Annotated in this window: 13 protein-coding genes and 2 pseudogenes; 2 read left to right on the top strand and 13 right to left on the bottom strand. The window is 69.0% G+C overall.

Annotation, left to right across the window (positions count from 1 at the left end):
- Positions 1–104: 104 nt before the first annotated feature.
- From ASD38_RS19475 to ASD38_RS19440, 8 genes are all read right to left on the bottom strand, one after another.
- Positions 105–2126: a tetratricopeptide repeat-containing sulfotransferase family protein gene (locus tag ASD38_RS19475; protein ID WP_056462676.1), complete on the bottom strand. Its 2022-nt coding sequence runs from the start codon at positions 2124–2126 to the stop codon at positions 105–107.
- Between the two features lie 196 nt (positions 2127–2322).
- Entirely contained in the window at positions 2323–3612 is a 1290-nt protein-coding gene (locus ASD38_RS19470) for an NAD(P)/FAD-dependent oxidoreductase (RefSeq protein WP_056462673.1), read from the bottom strand.
- Positions 3613–3745: 133 nt separating this feature from the next.
- Complete coding sequence (locus ASD38_RS19465; RefSeq protein ID WP_056462668.1) at positions 3746–5146, bottom strand: glutamine synthetase family protein; 1401 nt, start codon at positions 5144–5146, stop codon at positions 3746–3748.
- Between the two features lie 26 nt (positions 5147–5172).
- Entirely contained in the window at positions 5173–5601 is a 429-nt protein-coding gene (locus ASD38_RS19460) for a PIN domain-containing protein (protein WP_200946025.1), read from the bottom strand.
- The gene (locus tag ASD38_RS19455) at positions 5591–5827 is read right to left on the bottom strand and encodes a hypothetical protein (RefSeq protein WP_056462665.1); all 237 of its coding nucleotides are present in this window, start codon (positions 5825–5827) and stop codon (positions 5591–5593) included. The genes ASD38_RS19460 and ASD38_RS19455 overlap by 11 nt, the downstream gene beginning before the upstream one ends.
- A gap of 12 nt (positions 5828–5839) precedes the next feature.
- Positions 5840–7243, bottom strand: coding sequence for an aspartate aminotransferase family protein (locus tag ASD38_RS19450; RefSeq protein WP_056462662.1), 1404 nt, complete (start codon positions 7241–7243; stop codon positions 5840–5842).
- Positions 7244–7361: 118 nt separating this feature from the next.
- Positions 7362–8162 carry a gamma-glutamyl-gamma-aminobutyrate hydrolase family protein gene (locus tag ASD38_RS19445; RefSeq protein WP_056462660.1) on the bottom strand — a complete coding sequence of 267 codons (801 nt, stop codon included), beginning with the start codon at positions 8160–8162 and terminating at the stop codon, positions 7362–7364.
- Between the two features lie 211 nt (positions 8163–8373).
- Entirely contained in the window at positions 8374–9444 is a 1071-nt protein-coding gene (locus tag ASD38_RS19440) for an ABC transporter ATP-binding protein (RefSeq protein ID WP_235523913.1), read from the bottom strand.
- Between the two features lie 82 nt (positions 9445–9526).
- Here ASD38_RS19440 and ASD38_RS24755 point away from each other — a divergent pair.
- Positions 9527–9640 (top strand): annotated as a pseudogene (locus ASD38_RS24755) (hypothetical protein); the annotation flags it as partial.
- Positions 9641–9688: 48 nt separating this feature from the next.
- On the opposite strand, the gene ASD38_RS19435 reads toward ASD38_RS24755, so the two are convergent.
- From ASD38_RS19435 to ASD38_RS19415, 5 genes are all read right to left on the bottom strand, one after another.
- Positions 9689–10540: an ABC transporter permease gene (locus tag ASD38_RS19435; protein ID WP_056462653.1), complete on the bottom strand. Its 852-nt coding sequence runs from the start codon at positions 10538–10540 to the stop codon at positions 9689–9691.
- Between the two features lie 163 nt (positions 10541–10703).
- Complete coding sequence (locus tag ASD38_RS19430) at positions 10704–11591, bottom strand: ABC transporter permease (protein WP_056442940.1); 888 nt, start codon at positions 11589–11591, stop codon at positions 10704–10706.
- 143 nt (positions 11592–11734) lie between these two features.
- Positions 11735–12835: an ABC transporter substrate-binding protein gene (locus tag ASD38_RS19425; protein WP_056462652.1), complete on the bottom strand. Its 1101-nt coding sequence runs from the start codon at positions 12833–12835 to the stop codon at positions 11735–11737.
- A gap of 223 nt (positions 12836–13058) precedes the next feature.
- Entirely contained in the window at positions 13059–14432 is a 1374-nt protein-coding gene (locus ASD38_RS19420) for a glutamine synthetase family protein (RefSeq protein WP_156390811.1), read from the bottom strand.
- A gap of 8 nt (positions 14433–14440) precedes the next feature.
- Entirely contained in the window at positions 14441–15808 is a 1368-nt protein-coding gene (locus tag ASD38_RS19415; RefSeq protein ID WP_056462648.1) for an aspartate aminotransferase family protein, read from the bottom strand.
- On the opposite strand from ASD38_RS19415, the pseudogene ASD38_RS24750 reads away from it, so the two are divergent.
- Positions 15809–15892, top strand: a pseudogene (locus ASD38_RS24750) (hypothetical protein); the annotation flags it as partial.
- Between the last annotated feature and the right edge of the window lie 79 nt (positions 15893–15971).

Here is a 15971-nt window from a genome sequence, read left to right as displayed (position 1 = left end):
GTGAACGATGCTCTCCTTCGAATTTGGTCCCCGCAAGGATCAAAATTCAAACGAACGTCAATTCGGCCGACTGTTGCAGAAATGGCAGGGTGCGAAGGGGCTGATCAAAATTCAGGCGCGGCCGGATAACTGGAAAGCACCGGTCCCAAAGCGGTCTTCAGCGGCTCCAGCCACGATTCGTAGTTCTGCCAATGCTCGACCGCGTCCTTGAAGATGGGCCGGCGAACCTGCTCTGAGCTTGCGGTGCGCACGGCACGGTCGTTTTCGTGGAAGTTCAGGCAGGCGTCCTCGAACGGCAGGCCGCAATAGTCCAGCAGGGCGCGGATCTCGGCCTCCGGATCCTCGATCATCGATTCGTAGATCACCCGATGCACCCGGCCCGGCAGCACGGCGTCGAAATGGGCCATCAGCTCCACATAGTCGGCGTAGTAGCGGCCGATGTCCTCCAGGCCGTAGCTGAAGTTCTGGCCGCGGGCGAAGTGCTGCTTGAAGCCCGAGAAGCAGCAGCCCATCGGGTGGCGCCGGGCGTCGATGATCTTGGCGTTGGGCAGCATCAGGGCGATCAGGCCGATGTGGGCGAAGTTGTTGGGCATCTTGTCGATGAACAACGGCCGGTCGGTCTTGCGCTGCACCCGCGTGCGCTCGAGGAACTCCTCCCCCAGCGCCTTGAGATCCTCGGGACTTAGCGTGGCCAGGATCTCGGGATAGGCCGACTCGTCCTTGGCGGTCTTGGCCCCGCTCAGCCGGCGGGCCATCGCGGTGACGTCGGGCAGCTCCATCGTGCCCTCCACCGCCGAGTGGCTGGCCAGGATCTGCTCGACCAGGGTCGAGCCGGCCCGCGGCAGGCCCAGGATGAAGATCGGATCGGGCGCCGGGCAGCCCTGGCCGGCCTTCGACGCGAACAGCCCCGCCGTCAGCGCCGCCTTGCTGCGAGCCACGTGCCTGGCCATCACCGCCGGGTCGTAGTGGATCTGGGCCCGCCGCAGCGCCGCGCCCTTGACGTAGTGGCCGAACGACTCGGCGTAGCGCCCGGCGTCCTCGTGGGCCTTGCCCAGGGCGTAGTCCAGGTGCAGGCGGTCGTCGTCGGACAGGTCCTCGCGCGCCAGCTGGCCTTCCATGTCCGCCAGGTCGGCGTCGCTGAAGCGGTAGGTCTTCATGTTGGCCAGGCTCCACCAGGCCTCGCCCAGCGACGGGGCCTGGTCGACGGCCTTGCGGTAGGCGGCCACGCAATCGGCCGAGCGGCCGACGGTCTTCAGGGCGTGGCCGTAGCTCATCCAGCCCTTGGGCTGCTGCGGATAGCGGGCCAGCACGTCCTCGAAGATGGCGATCGACTGGGCGTATTCGCCGATCCGCGCCAGGGCGGCGGCCTTCAGATTGAGATAGGCCGGATTGCGCGGCGCCTCGGCCAGCAAGCGGTCCAGCTGGACCAGGGCCTCCTCCGAGCGTCCCAGCCGGTAGAGCACGGTGGCCAGGTTGTGGCGGGCGGCGGTGAAGCCGGGGGCGATCTCCAGGCAGCGGACCAGCAGGGTCTCGGCCTCCTCCTGGCGGCCCAGCCTCGCCGCGGCCTCGGCCAGCATGCGGATCGCCGCCGGCTCGTCGGGACGGGTCTCCAGCAGCCCGCGCAGGATCTTCTCGGCCTCGCCGGGCTTCTCCTCGACCAGGGCGACGGCGGCGGTCATCAGCACCGGGTCGCGGACCCCGCCCTTGATCTGCCGGGCCCGGGCGGCCTGGGCGCCGGCGTCGTCGCCGACCAACTCCAGGGCCTCGGCCAGGCCGCGCCAGGCCTCGGCCAGGTCCGGCTCGGCGGCGAGCGCCCGCTTGAAGGCGGCGATCGCGGCCTGGGTCTGGCCGGCGGCGGCCAGGATCCGCCCGTGCTCCAGCTGGATCGGCGGCGACTGGGCGAAGGCCCGGGCCAGGGGATCGACCACCCGCAGGGCCTGCTGGAGGTCACCCGACAGCCGCAAGGCTGTCGCCAGAATGAGCACCGCCTCGGCGTGACGCGGCACGGCCTCCAGGATCGCCATCGCCTGCTCGGCGGCCAGACGCGGATCGATGGCCAGCAGGCGCTGGGCGTGGGCCAGGGCGGTGGCGACGCTGCCGGAGGGCTCGGTGGTCTGGGACTGCATGAGGAGGATGGGATGATGGGGCGGTGGGGAAGTCAACGGTCGGGCCTTGCCCGCGAGCACTTGCCCCCTACGGGTCGCTTCGCGACCGTCTTCCCCCAAAAGGGGGAAGAGGACGTCGCGTTCTCGTCCTCCGCCCCCTATGGGGGCGGACAGACGGCGAAGCCGTCAGGTGGGGGCAAGTGGGTGAGCCACCGCCTCACATCCGATCCCTCAGCGCATACCAGCTCAACCCCGCCACGGTCAGCGGCCACCGCAGCCACCGCCCGCCCGGGAACGGCGGCGTCGGCAGCCGGGCCAGCAGCTCCACTCCCTCCCCCTCGCCCAGCGCCGCGTCGGCCAGCAGCTTGCCGAACCAGGGCGCCAGCATCACCCCCTGCCCCGAATAGCCGGCGGCGATCCGCACGCCCGGGGCCAGTTCGCGGACGAACGGGGCGCGGTGGACGGTGATGCCCAGGGTCCCGCCCCAGGCGTGGCTCACCTTCACGTCGGCCAGGTCAGGATAGACCTGCAGCATGCGCCGCCGCACGAAGGCCTTAAGGTCCGGCGGGAAGCCCGGCCGGTAGTTCTCGCCGCCGCCGAAGATCAGCCGGCCGTCGGGGGACTTGCGGAAATAGTTGATCACGAACCGGCTGTCGGCGACGGCGGCGTTGGAGCGGATGATCTGGTCCGCCCGCTCGCCGAGCGGCTCGGTGGCCAGGATGAAGTTGTTGATCGGCATCACCCGCGCCCGGGCCGCGCCGCCGGCCAGGTCGTCCAGATAGCCGTCGCCGGTCAGGATCAGCTGGTCGCAGGTCACCCGGCCCCGCGGAGTTTCGACGACGATCGCGCCGCCCTCGCGCCGCCAGGCCGTGGCGCGGGTCCGCTCGTGGATCACCGCCCCCGCCGTCCTCGCCGCCCGGGCCATGCCCAGGGCCAGGTTCAGCGGATGCAGGTGGCCGCCGCCGTGGTCGATCAGGCCGCCGTGATAGACCCGCGTCCCCAGCTCGCGCGCCAGGGCGGCTTCGCCGATCGGGGCCAGCTGGTCGTAGCCGTAGCGGTCCCGCATGAAGTCGATATGGGCCGCGTCCTCGTCCTCGCCGCCCTTGCGGTGGCGGGCGTGGATCATGCCGGGCACGAAGTCGCAGGCGATGCCGTGCGCGGCGATCAGGCCCAGCAGGTGGGCCCGAGCGTCCTGGCTCATCGTCCACAGGCGCAGGGCGTCGTCGCGGCCCAGTCGCTTCTCCAGCCAGGCCTGGTCGTTGCGCTGGCCTGTATGGACCTGGCCGCCGTTGCGCCCCGACCCGCCGCTGCCGACCTGGGCGGCCTCCAGCACGACGACCGACACCCCGCGCCGGGCCAGCTCGAGCGCGGCGCCGAGGCCGGTGTAGCCGGCGCCGACCACGCAGACGTCGGCGCGGGCGTCCTGTTGGAGCTCGGGGAGCGTCGGGAAGGGCGTGGCGGTGGCGGCGTACCACGAGGTGGCGGGATGACCGGTGTTGGCGAACACCTACTTGCCCCCACCTGGCGGCTGCGCCGCCTGTCCGCCCCCATAGGGGGCGGAGGACACCCGTCCTCTTCCCCCTGTGGGGGAAGACGGCCGCGAAGCGGCCCGTAGGGGGCAAGTGTTCACCGCCCGAACCTCACACATTCAGCAACAAAAACTCCCGCTCCCACGGGCTGATCGTGCGCATGAAGGTCTCGTACTCGGCCTGTTTGACCGTGGCGTAGGCGTTGCAGAACGTCGCGCCCAGCAGGTCGACCAGCGGCTTGGCGGCCTCGAACAGCGCCACCGACTCCAGCAGGCTGCGGGGCAGTTCGATGCCGCGCACGCTGGCGTCGGTGTCCACGGGCGCGGTCGGCGACAGGTTCTGGGTCATGCCCAGATAGCCGGCCGCCAGGGTCGCGGCGATGGCCAGGTAGGGATTGGCGTCCGACGAGGGGATGCGGTTCTCCAGACGCCGGTTGGCCGGGTCGGACGGCGGCACGCGCAGGCCGCAGGTGCGGTTGTCGTAGCCCCACTGGGTGTTGACCGGGGCGCCGCTGTCCCGGGCGATCCGGCGGTAGGAGTTCACGTACGGGGCCAGTATGGCCATGATCGCCGGCAGGTAGCGCTGCTGGCCGGCGATGAAGGCGTAGAACAGCGGGGTGGCGTCGCCGGACTTGGGATCCGAGAACAGGTTCTCGCCGTCCACGCCCAGGATCGACTGGTGGATGTGCATGGCGCTGCCGGGCTCGGCGGCCATCGGCTTGGCCATGAAGGTGGCGTAGATCTCGTGCTCCAGCGCCACCTCGCGGATGGTGCGCTTGAACATGAACACCTGGTCGGCCAGCTCCAGCGGCGCGCCGTGCCGCAGGTTGATCTCCATCTGGGCCACGCCGCTCTCGTGGATCAGGGTGTCGATCTCCAGGCCCTGGCGTTCGGAGTACTCGTACATGTCCTCGAACAGGGCGTCGAACTCGTTGACCGCCGCGATCGAATAGCCCTGGCGGCCGGTTTCCGGCCTGCCGGAACGGCCGATCGGCGGCTTCAGCGGGTAGTCGGGATCGGTGTTCTTGTCGACCAGGTAGAACTCGATCTCGGGCGCCACGATCGGCTCCCAGCCCTTCTCGCGATAGAGGGCCACCACCCGGCGCAGCACCTGGCGCGGGCTCTCCTCGACCGGCCGGCCGTCGGGGTGGAAGGCGTCGTGGATCACCTGGGCGGTCGGGTCCTGGGCCCAGGGCACCACGGCCAGGGTGGCCAAGTCGGGGGTCAGGAAGATGTCGGTGTCGGACTGCACCGCGTTGACCGCCCCCTCGAACTCGGGGAAGTCGCCGGTGATGGTCTGGTAGAACACCGCCAGCGGCAGGTTCATCGACGGCGCGCCCAGGAACTTGCGCACCGGCATGATCTTGCCCCGCGCCACGCCGGCCAGGTCGGGCACGACGCACTCGATCTCCTCGATGTTCTGCCGCGCGAACCAGTCCTTGGCCTCGTCCAGCGAGGCCACCCCGCGCGTGGTCTTGGGGGCGGGCTTGGATTTCTTTTCTTTGTACTTCATGGGGCGCTCCTCGCGCTTTTCGAAGTCTAGCTGGGCTTGAAGGGATTGATGACGCGAACGCCTTCGACGACCTGGCCGTGCGAAAGATCCTCGGTGTAGAGCTCGGTGCAGCCGGCCGCCCAGGCGGCGGCCACGACGGCGCTGTCCCAATAGGAGAAGCCGTACCGTTCCTTGATCTCGAAAGCGGCGCGCAACGTTCCGACGGTGTTGTCGACGACCATATGCCGTTGCCAGGCCTCGACCATGGCCACGGCCAGGGCGTGAGGCAGCGGCTTCGGACCCGAAGGGCGCGTGGCTTGGACGTAGAACTCCTGCAACACCTGCACGGACACGACGCCGTCATCACGATCCAGCAGGACCAGGGCCCGCTCCCGCTTAGCGGCTTCCGCCGGCGAGACGCTGATCGAGTACATCAGGACGTTGGTGTCGAAGAATACAGGCACGCTATCGGCCACGTTCGTGAACTTCGTCGCGGGACAGCATGTCGCCCACCACGAAGTCCGTGATCTGGGCGCGCGTTTCCGCCTCCAGGCGCCTGAGCCGCTCGTCCCGACTTTCGTCGGCGGCGACCTCAGTCAGGAACTGGCGAACCAGGGCTGAGACGGACGTGTCCTTCTCGGCGGCCTTGATGCGAGCCCGTCGATAGGTTTCGTCATCCACGGTGACTGTGATGTTTTTCATGGCCTCACAGTATCACAGTTGCACAGTTTCCTTAAGCGCCCGCAGCACCGGCTCGGCCTGGTCCAGCGACTTGCGGATGATCGCCGCCAGGTCGTCGATCTGGGCGTGGGTGATGATCAGCGGCGGGCAGCAGACGATGCTGTCGCGGATGGCTCTCACCATCAGGCCGTTCTGGATGCACAGGTCGCGCACGATCGGCCCGGCCTCGCCCTCCTTGTCGAGGAAGCGATGGTTGGTGCCCTTCTCGCGGACGATCTCGACCGCGCCGATCAGGCCCAGCGAGCGGGTCTCGCCGACCAGCGGGTGGTCGTTCAGCGTCGCCAGGGCCTTGGCCAGGTAGGGGCCAGTGTCGTCGCGGGTGCGCTCGACCAGACCTTCGCGCTCGATGATCTCGATGTTCTTCAGGGCCACGGCCGCCGCGGTCGGGTGGCCCGAATAGGTGAAGCCGTGGATGAAGTCGCCGCCCTTTTCCTTGAGCTCGGCGACGATGAAGTCGGCCACGCCCACGGCGCTGATCGGCAGGTAGCCGGACGACAGGCCCTTGGCCATGGCGATCATGTCGGGCTTGATCCCGTAGTGCTGGTGGCCGAACCACTGGCCCAGGCGTCCAAAGCCGCAGATCACCTCGTCGCAGACCAGCAGGATCCCGTACTTGCGGCACAGGGCCTCGACCGCCGGCCAGTAGCCGTCCGGCGGGATGATCACCCCGCCCGCCCCCTGCACCGGCTCGCCGATGAAGGCCGCGACGTTCTCGGGTCCGACCTCGAGGATCTTGTCCTCGATCGCCTTGACCGCGCGGTCGCGGAAGGCGGCGGGATCCTCGCCGAAGCCCTCGCCGAATGGGTAGGGCTGCATCACGTGCTCGACGCCGGCGATCGGCAGGTCGCCCTGGGCATGCATGTGCTTCATGCCGCCCAGCGAGACCCCGGCCACGGTCGAGCCGTGATAGGCGTTCCAGCGGCTGATGAAGACGGTGCGGCTGGGCTGGCCCTTCAGCTTCCAATAGTGGCGGGCCAGGCGGAAGACCGTGTCGTTGGCCTCCGAACCCGACGAATTGTAGAAGACGTGGGTCAAGTGGCCGCCCATCTTCTGGGCGATCTTGGCGGCCAGCTGGATCGGCGGCGGCGTCGCGGTCTTGAAGAAGGTGTTGTAGTACGGCAGCTCCAGCATCTGGTCGTAGGCCGCCTTGGCCAGCTCCTCGCGCCCGTAGCCGACGTTGACGCACCACAGCCCGGCCATGCCGTCCAGGATCTGATGGCCTTCCCCGTCGTGGATGTAGACGCCGTCGGCCCGGGTGATGATCCGGCTGCCGCCCAATTCCTGCTGCAGCTTGTAGTCGGTCTGGGCCGGCAGGTGATGGGCCAGGTCCAGGCGCTTGAGCTCGGCGATGTCATGGTTGCGGATGGGGACGGTCATCGGGTGCTCTCCTGGGACTTTTCTTATTTTCTGAATCCGCTCATCCCGGCGAATGCCGGGACCCAGATCCTATGGCGCTTGGGCTGGTTGGAAGGGCGCGGCGTGCATGGGATCCACCTCAGCGCTTGGCCATCTGGGTCCCGGCATTCGCCGGGATGAGCGGACCGAGGGGTTCCCTCCGCAGCGCCCGCCCGAACACCTGGAAGAACGCCTGGCTCTGCGGATTGCGCTCAGTCTTCCATTCGGGATGCCACTGCACGGCCAGGACCGGCGCGCCGTTGACCTTGGCCGAAACCGCCTCGACCACGCCGTCGGGCGCGCGGGCCTCGACCAGCAGCCCCTCGCCCAGCCGGTCGACGCCCTGGTAGTGCACGGAATTGACGGTGGCCGCCTCGGCGTTGAAGGCCCGGGCCAGCACGCCGCCGGGGGTCAGGTCGACGCGGTGCTCGTGGTCGAACATGCCGTCGAAATCGACCTCGTCGGGGGCGTGGTGGGCGATCAGGTCGTCGGCGCCCCCTCCTTCTCCATGACCCATGTCGCGACGCAGGGTGCCGCCGAACGCGACATTGATCTCCTGGAAGCCCCGGCACACGCCGAACACCGGCCGGCCCAGGTCGAGCATGGCCTTGATCAGGTCGGCGGTCATGGTGTCGCGCGCCGCGTCGAACGGGCCCGGGGCGTCGTCGACGGCCTGGCCGTAGAGGGCCGGGTCCAGGTTGGACGGGCTGCCGGTCAGCATCAAGCCGTCCAGGCGGCCGGCGACCTCCGAAGCCTTCATCAGCTCAGGCATCGACGGGACCAGCAGGGCCGCGGCGTCGGCGTATTTCATCGCATTGGCGACATAGCGGTTCATCACCGCCTGGGCCGGCTCGATCCCGACGGTGCGGGTGCAGCAGATGATCCCGGCGACGGGTCTCATGTCCTGCCTCCATCTGACCGCGGTCCCTCCCCCTGTGGGGGAGGCGATCGCGTAGCGATCGGAGGGGGGAGTTGTCGGATCGAAGATCGTGGACCCGGCCGGCGGCCGATCACGCCCTCCTCCGTCGCCCTTCGGGCGACACCTCCCCCACGGGGGGAGGGACTTGGCGTGCGCGGCCGCCAGGTGGGGGCAAGGGGGTGAGCCACTGTCATCAGCTCAACAACACCGCCGGCGAACAGGCGTGCCAGCCCAGCCAAACCGCCTCGCCCAGCTTGAAGTCCTCCTGGTCCCACCGCGTCAGGTTCGGGCGCGTGACCTTGATCCGCCGGCCGCTCTTGATCTCGACCTCGTAGACGCTCTGACCGCCCAGATAGGCCTCGTGCTTGATCACCCCGGCCACGGCGTTCTGACCTTGCGGGCAATCGCCCATGTTCGGCGGGGCGCCGCCGTCGGGACGCTTGTGCAGCTCGATCTTCTCGGGCCGCAGCGCCGCCCAGACCGTGCCGCCGCGCGCGCCGGTGACGCCGTGGTCCAGGAAGATGTCGCAGTCCAGGTCGGGCGAGCGGACCACCGCGTGGCTGGGCTCGTCGACGGCCAGCACGCCCTCGAACAGGTTCACGCTGCCGATGAAGTCGGCCACGAAGCGGCTGTTGGGGAACTCGTAGAGGTCGCTGGGACCGGCCACCTGCTGCAGCACCCCGCGGTTCATCACCGCGCAGCGCGACGCCAGGGCCAGGGCCTCGTCCTGGTCGTGGGTGACCATGATGAAGGTGATGCCGACCTTCTCCTGCAGGGTGCACAGCTCGGTGCGCATCTGGTCGCGCAGCTTGGCGTCCAGGGCCGACAGCGGCTCGTCCAGCAGCAGCACGCGCGGCCGTTTTACAAGCGCTCGCGCCAGCGCAACACGTTGCCGCTGGCCGCCCGACAGCTGGTCGGGCTTGCGGCCGGCCAGGCCGTGCAGCTGGACCAGGTCCAGCGCCTCCTCCACCCGCCGGTCGCGCTCGGCCTTGCCGACGCGGTCGACCTTCAGGCCGTAGGCGACGTTGTCGGCCACGCTCATGTGCGGGAACACGGCGTAGGACTGGAACACCATGTTCACGGGCCGCTTGTTCGGCGGCACCAGGCTGACGTCCTTGCCGTCGATCAGGATCCGGCCCTCGGTCGGCGTCTCGAAGCCGGCCAGCATCCGCAGCAGGGTGGTCTTGCCGCAGCCCGACGGGCCCAGCAGCGAGAAGAACTCGCCCTCGTGGATCGACAGGGTCACGTCATCGACGGCCGCCATCTTGCCGAAGCGCTTGGTGACGTTCTCGAAGGTGATGATGGGTTGGTTGGTCACGTCGTCTGCCCCCGAGATACGTCAAACTCAGTCGCTGGGCGGCCGCTGGACGCCCCCTCCGTCACGCTGCGTATTCGCGGCGCGCCACCTCCCCCGCTATGCGGGTGAGGAGGAAGCACGCCGACCTTCTCCTCCCCCGTGAAACCGGGGAGGTGGCGGGCGAAGCCCGACGGAGGGGGCGTCCGGCCGCTCATTTGCTGTCCCCATGTCCGGCCACGCCCGCCGGATCGCCCTGCAGCTTCAGCGCCACGGCCGTCAGGATCACGGTCAGGACGATCAGGATCGTCGAGGCCGCGTTGACCTCGGGCGTCACCGAGAAACGGACCATCGAATAGACCTTGACCGGGAAGGTCACGGTGTCGGGTCCCGAGGTGAAGAAGGTGATCACGAAGTCGTCCAGGCTGAGCGTGAAGGCCAGCAGCGCCCCGGCCACCAGCGACGGGGCCATGTGCGGCAGGATGACGTCCCAGATCGTGCGCCACTCGCCGGCCCCCAGGTCGCGGGCCGCCTCCTCCATCTCGCGGTTGAAGCTGGCCATCCGGGCGCGGACCACCACCGCCACGAACGGGAACGAGAACGACACGTGGGCGATGGTGATGGCCCCCAGGTTCAGCGGCCAGGGCAGGCCCACGGGCCAGGGCACGATCTTGGCGAAGAACACCAGCATGGCCACGCCCATGCAGATCTCGGGCACCACGATCGGCAGGGCCAGGGCTCCGTCCAGCACCGTCTTGCCCGGGAAGCGGAACCGCCACAGCACCAGGGCGACCATCGCCCCCAGGGCCACGCTCAGCACCGTGCACAGGGCCGCGATGGTCAGGGAGTTGGCGAAGGCCTCGATCAGCGACGAGTCGTTGAAGGCCTTGTCGTAATATTTGAGCGTGAAGCCCTTCCAGACGATGTTGCGCCGGCTGTCGTTGAAGCTGAAGGCCATCAGGGCGATCAGCGGCGCGTAGAGGAACACCCCCACGGCCGCCAGCCAGGCCTGCATCTGCCAGCGGCGGAGGTATTCGAGCGGGCCGGGGGGGGATTTGCGGGTCATGCGAAGTCCTCCCCCTGTGGGGGAGGCGGCCGAAGGCCGGTGGGGGGAGTTTCAGGGATGAGGATCCGGAGCGCGGTCGCCGGCCGATCGCTCCCCCCACCGTCGGCTGCGCCGACACCTCCCCCACAGGGGGAGGGCCTTGATGGGCGCGGCTTCAACACACTCATGCCGCAACCCCCTTCTTCCGCGACAGCAGCGCCTGCACCGCGATCGCCACGAAGGTCAGGTACATCAGCAGGAACGACAGGGCCGCGCCGAAGGGCCAGTCGTTGGCGCGCTTGAACTGGCGCTCGATGACGTTGGCGATCATCTGGCTGTCGGGGCCGCCCAGCAGGTCGGGGGTCAGATAGGCCCCCAGGGCCGGGATGAAGGTGATCAGGATCCCCGAGGCGATGCCCGGCAGGGCCAGGGGCACGACCACCTTGAACAGGGTGCGCATGTGCCCGGCGCCCAGGTCGAGGCTGGCCTCCAGCAGCGACTTGTCCAGGCGGTCCAGCGCCGAATACAGCGGCAGCACCATGAACGGCAGGTGGACGTAGACCAGGCCGACGATCACCGCGAAATTGGTGTGCATCATCTCCAGCGGCTGGAACGGCGCCAGCGGCACGACCTTGGCCGCCAGGGTCCAGACCGCCTCCAGGCCCTTGTTGATATAGCCCTCGTCGCGCAGCACGGCGATCAGGGCGTAGGTGCGGATCAAGAGGTTCGTCCAGAACGGCAGCATGATCAGCAGCAGGAGCCAGGTCTTGGCCCGCTGCGAGGCGAAGGTGATGGCCAGGGCCACCGGAAAGCCGATCACCAGGCACAGGCCCGTGGTGATGGCGGCCGCCCCCGCCGACTTCAGGAAGATCTTCAGGTACAGCGGCTCGATCGCCCGGGCGTAGTTCTTGAACGTGCCGGTGATGGCGATCTGGGTCAGGCCCTCGTTGTGGCCGAAGCTGTAGGCCCAGACGATGGCCAGCGGGACCAGGAAGAACAGCACCAGCCACACCAGCGGCGCGCTGAGCGCCGTGGCGAAGACGGCCTTGGCCTGTTTCCAGCTCTGCTCCATGTCGGTCCCTCTTCAATAGTCCCTCCCCCCGTGGGGGAGGTGTCGGCGAAGCCGACGGAGGGGGGAGTGATCGAACGTCGACCGCCCTAAAACTCCCCCCACCGATCGCTTCGCGATCGCCTCCCCCACGGGGGGAGGGGCGATTAAGCCGCCCGCACCCGGGTGATGACTTCCTCGTACTGGCTGGCCTTCTCGGCCCCCTCGAACGCCCCGTACTCGCACTTGGCCAGGGCCTCGGCGGACGGGAAGATCACGGGGTTGTTCTTGTAGTCGTCCGGCATCAGCGCCTTGGCCGCCGCGTTGGGCGTCGGATAGAGGATGGTCTTGGAGATCTCGGCCCCGGCCTTGGCGTCCAGCAGGTAGTTGATGAACTTGTGGGCGTTGTCCGGACGCGGCGCGCCCTTGGGGATGCACAGGGTGTCGGAGTTCAGCAGGGACCCTTCCTTCGGGATCACGAAGTCCAGGTCCGGATTCTCCTTCATCGCCTGGGCGATGTCGCCGTTGTACTCCAGCACCAGGTCCACATCGCCGGCCATCAGCATGTCCTGGCCGTTGTCGTCGTGGAACGCCTTCACATAGGGCTTCTGGCGGATCAGCATCTGCTCGATCTCGGCGACCAGCTCGGGCGGGATGTTGTTGACGCTGTGGCCTTTGTACTTGGCGGCCAGGCGGATCAGGTCGGCGCTTTCCGACAGCAGGGCGATGCGGCCGTTGTATTGGGCGCTGTCGAACAGATATTTCCAGCTGTCGGGGACGCCCTTCACCTTCTTCTTGTTGTAGCCGATGCCCAGCACCAGCCAGCTGTAGGGCATCGAGTATTTCCGGCCCTTGTCGTAGTCGGGGTCGAGGAAGGCCGGGTCGATGTTCTTGATGTTGGGGATCTTGGCGTGGTCCAGTTCCTCCAGCATGCCCGCCTGGCCCATGCGGGTGACGAACTCGTTGGACGGCACGATCACGTCGTAGCCGGCGTTGCCGGCCTTCAGCTTGGCGAACAGTTCGTCGTTGGTGGCGAACAGGCTCATATTGACGTCGACGCCGGTGGCCTTCTTGAAGTCGTCCAGCGTCGTCTCGCCGATATAGGTGTCCCAGTTGTAGAAGTTCAGCTTGGCTTCCTCGCCGCCGGCCGACTTGGCCGCCTCGCCGGCGGGCTTCTGGCCGCAGGCGGTGAAGCTGATGCCGATGGCCGCGGCGCCCATGGCCGTCAGCAGCGAGCGGCGTGTGCCGAGAATGCGGTTGGTGCTCATGGTGTCTCCCCTTGAATTCGTCTGACGACGGATGATTTCGACAACCCAAAAAACCTGCCATCCCGGACAAGGCCCGAAGGGCCGCCGATCCGGGACCGCCGGAAGCGCCTGCGCTCACGCGTCGGTCCCGGATCTTCGCGCTGCGCGCTCGTCCGGGATGACAACCGAGACTACAGTCGCCGCGTCCAGCGGCCTCAACTCTTTGTCTTTCCGCGCCCCGCCGTCAGGCGTTGCGCAGATACCAGTCATAATCCAGCGCCGTGACCACCGCGCCGAAGCGCGCCTGTTCGGTGCGCTTGACCGAGACGAACATCTCCACGAACCGCTCGCCGAGATAGTCGCGCAGCACGTCGGACGCCTCGAACAGGTTCACCGCCGCGTGCCAGTCGGTGGGCAGGCGGATCTTCTCCTTGGCCGCGGCCGCGTAGCCGTCGCCGACCACCGCCGGCCCCGGATCGATCTTGTTGGAAATGCCGTGGTGGGCGCAGGCCAGCAGCGCGGCCAGCACCAGGTACGGATTGGCGTCGGCGCCCGCCACGCGGTGCTCGACATGGCGGGTCGGCGGCGGGCCGGCCGGCACCCGCAAGGACACCGTGCGGTTGTTGACGCCCCAGGTCGGGGCGACCGGCGCGTAGCTGTTGGCCTTGAAGCGGCGATAGCTGTTGGCGTTGGGCGCCAGTATGGCCATGCAGTCGGCCATCAGCGCCTTCATGCCGCCGATCGCGTGCTTGAGCAGCGGCGAGCCTTCCAGGTCGTCACTGGCGCAGAGGTTCTGGCCCTCGGCGTCGTTGAAGCTGACATGGACGTGGAAGCCGTTGCCGGCCTGGTCGGCCCAGGGCTTGGCCATGAAGGTGGCCTCGCAGCCGTGCTTCAGGGCCACGCCCTTGGCGGCCCGCTTGTAGCGCAGGGCGTCGTCGGCGGCTTCCAGGGCGTCGGGCTTGTGCTTCAGGGTCAGCTCCACCTGGCCCGGCGCGAACTCCGAAATGGCGCCTTCCAGCGGCACGCCCAGGGTGTCGCAGACCTCCCAAAGCTCGCGCAGGAACGGGGCGTGGGCCTCCAGCTCGGGCAGGCCGTAGACCTGGATCCCGTGCGGCCGCTCGCCGGTCTGGTGGGAGCGGGCCGGCAGCAGCTCGCCGTTGGGGCCGCGCTGCTGGTCGACCAGATAGTATTCCAGCTCGCAGGCCGCGACCGGCGTCAGGCCGTCGGCGGCGAAGCGGTCCAGCACCCGCCGCAGCACGTGGCGCGGGTCCAGGTCGTTGGCCGCCCCGTCCAGCTCGTACAGCGACAGCATCACCTGGGCCATGTCCGGGCCCAGCCAGGGGGCCAGGGTCAGGGTCCCGGGAACCGGCCGCGCGCGGCGGTCGGCGTCGCCGTCCTCCCAGACCAGGCCGGTGTCCTCGCAGTCGGCGCCGTTGGTGTCGACCACCAGGATCGAGCCCGGCAGGAAGCGGCCGTAGTCATAGACCGCCTGCAGCTCGTGGATCCGCAGGCGCTTGCCGCGGGGGACGCCGGTCATGGAGGTGAAGAACACGTCGACGTACTTCACCTGCGGATGGGCGGCGAGGAAGTCGATGCATTCCTGGGGGTCGGCGACCATGGGTGTCGTCATAAACTCAGTCCCTCCAGCGCCCCGGCGAACCCATCCACGGCGGCGACCAGTCGGTCCACCGCCGCGTCTTCGGTCATCGGCGACACCAGCATCATGGTGTGGAAGGGCGCGATCAGCACCCCTCGGTTGATCAGCCACAGATGAAGCGCGGACAGCAGGTCCGGGTCCAGCGCCTCGCGCATGGCGGCGGCGTTTTTCGGCGGCGAGGCGGCGAAGACCAGCTCGACCCGGGCGCCGACATGGACCACCGACCACGGCAGGCCGCGCCCAGCGATCATCTTCCGCAGGGCCTCGACCAGCCGCCCGGCCCCGGCCAGCATCCGCGCATAGGCGGCGTCGGTCATCACCTCGGTCAGCATGGCCCGCATGGCCGCCAGGGCCAGGGCGTTGCCCGACAGGGTGGTGCCGATCCCCGACTGGCCGGGCCCGACCCGGGCGGCGGCGGCGTCCATTCGTTCGGACAGCTGGGCGGTCACGCCCCAGACCGCGGCCGGCACGCCGCCGGCGATGGCCTTGCCGACCACCAGCATGTCCGGAACCAGGCCGTGCGCCCGGGCGTAGCCGCCGGGGCCGGTGGAGAGCGTGTGGGTCTCGTCGAGGATCAGCAGGGTCCCGGCCTGGCGCGTCAGGTCGCGCATCACGTCCAGGAAGCCCGGCTGCGGCAGGATCATCCCGCAATTGGTCATGGCCGGCTCGGCCAGCAGGGCGGCGACGTCGCCGGGCGCCAGGGCGGCGGCCAGGGCCTCGGGATCGTTGAACGGCACGACGCGGGTGGTGGCCGTCAGGTCGTGGACCTGGCCCAGCAGGCCCGCCTTCATCGCCGGAACGCCGTCTTTCAGCGTCACGAACGCGTCGTCGACCATGCCGTGATAGCAGCCGTCGAACACCAGGATCACCGGCCGCTGGGTGACCGCCCGGGCCCAGCGGATGGCGGCGCGGTTGGCGTCGCTGGCCGTGGTCGCCATCTGCCACAGCGGCGGGCCGAAGCGCTCGGCCAGCAGCCGGCCGACGATCACCGCGCCGGCGGTGGGCAGCATGAAGCCGGTCCCGCGCCGGGCCTGGTCGGCGACGGCCCGGGCGACCGCCTCCTGGCCGTGGCCGAACATGGCCGGCGTGTCGGCCAGGCAGAAGTCGTCGTACAGCTTGCCGTCGACGTCGGTGATCTGGGCCCCGACGCCCTGGGCCGCGAAGATCGGACACGGACTGGCCCAGTCGGTCATCCAGTGCATCGGCGCCCCGCCCCGCCAGACGTCGGCCGACTGCCGCGACAGGGCGCACGAGCGCGGATGCTCGGCCACGAACCGGCGGGCCTCGTCCTGGATCAGGTCGGACAGGATGGGGGCGTTGGCGGGTTTGGGGGTCATGGGGCCCACCTGCTGGGCCGAACGCCCCCTCCGTCACGCTGCGTATCCGCAGCGCGCCACCTCCCCCGCGATGCGGGTGAGGAGGAAGCGGCGCGATCTTTCTCCTCCCCCGTGAAACGGGGGAGGTGGCGCGAGGCGCAGCCTCGTGACGGAGGGGGCGTCA

The sequence above is a fragment of the Caulobacter sp. Root487D2Y genome (genome assembly GCF_001427165.1).
Classification (GTDB): Bacteria; Pseudomonadota; Alphaproteobacteria; order Caulobacterales; family Caulobacteraceae; genus Caulobacter.
This window is presented reverse-complemented; position numbering and strand designations above follow the sequence as displayed.

Excerpts from the sequence above, each read along its gene's own strand:
- ASD38_RS19430 (WP_056442940.1), bottom strand. The coding sequence starts at position 11,591 with ATGGAGCAGAGCTGGAAACAGGCCAAGGCCGTCTTCGCCACGGCGCTC.
- ASD38_RS19440 (WP_235523913.1), bottom strand. The coding sequence starts at position 9,444 with ATGGCGGCCGTCGATGACGTGACCCTGTCGATCCACGAGGGCGAGTTC.
- ASD38_RS19450 (WP_056462662.1), bottom strand. The coding sequence starts at position 7,243 with ATGACCGTCCCCATCCGCAACCATGACATCGCCGAGCTCAAGCGCCTG.
- ASD38_RS19415 (WP_056462648.1), bottom strand. The coding sequence starts at position 15,808 with ATGACCCCCAAACCCGCCAACGCCCCCATCCTGTCCGACCTGATCCAG.
- ASD38_RS19465 (WP_056462668.1), bottom strand. The coding sequence starts at position 5,146 with ATGAAGTACAAAGAAAAGAAATCCAAGCCCGCCCCCAAGACCACGCGC.
- ASD38_RS19435 (WP_056462653.1), bottom strand. The coding sequence starts at position 10,540 with ATGACCCGCAAATCCCCCCCCGGCCCGCTCGAATACCTCCGCCGCTGG.
- ASD38_RS19425 (WP_056462652.1), bottom strand. The coding sequence starts at position 12,835 with ATGAGCACCAACCGCATTCTCGGCACACGCCGCTCGCTGCTGACGGCC.
- ASD38_RS19475 (WP_056462676.1), bottom strand. The coding sequence starts at position 2,126 with ATGCAGTCCCAGACCACCGAGCCCTCCGGCAGCGTCGCCACCGCCCTG.
- ASD38_RS19445 (WP_056462660.1), bottom strand. The coding sequence starts at position 8,162 with ATGAGACCCGTCGCCGGGATCATCTGCTGCACCCGCACCGTCGGGATC.
- ASD38_RS19420 (WP_156390811.1), bottom strand. The coding sequence starts at position 14,432 with ATGGTCGCCGACCCCCAGGAATGCATCGACTTCCTCGCCGCCCATCCG.
- ASD38_RS19455 (WP_056462665.1), bottom strand. The coding sequence starts at position 5,827 with ATGAAAAACATCACAGTCACCGTGGATGACGAAACCTATCGACGGGCT.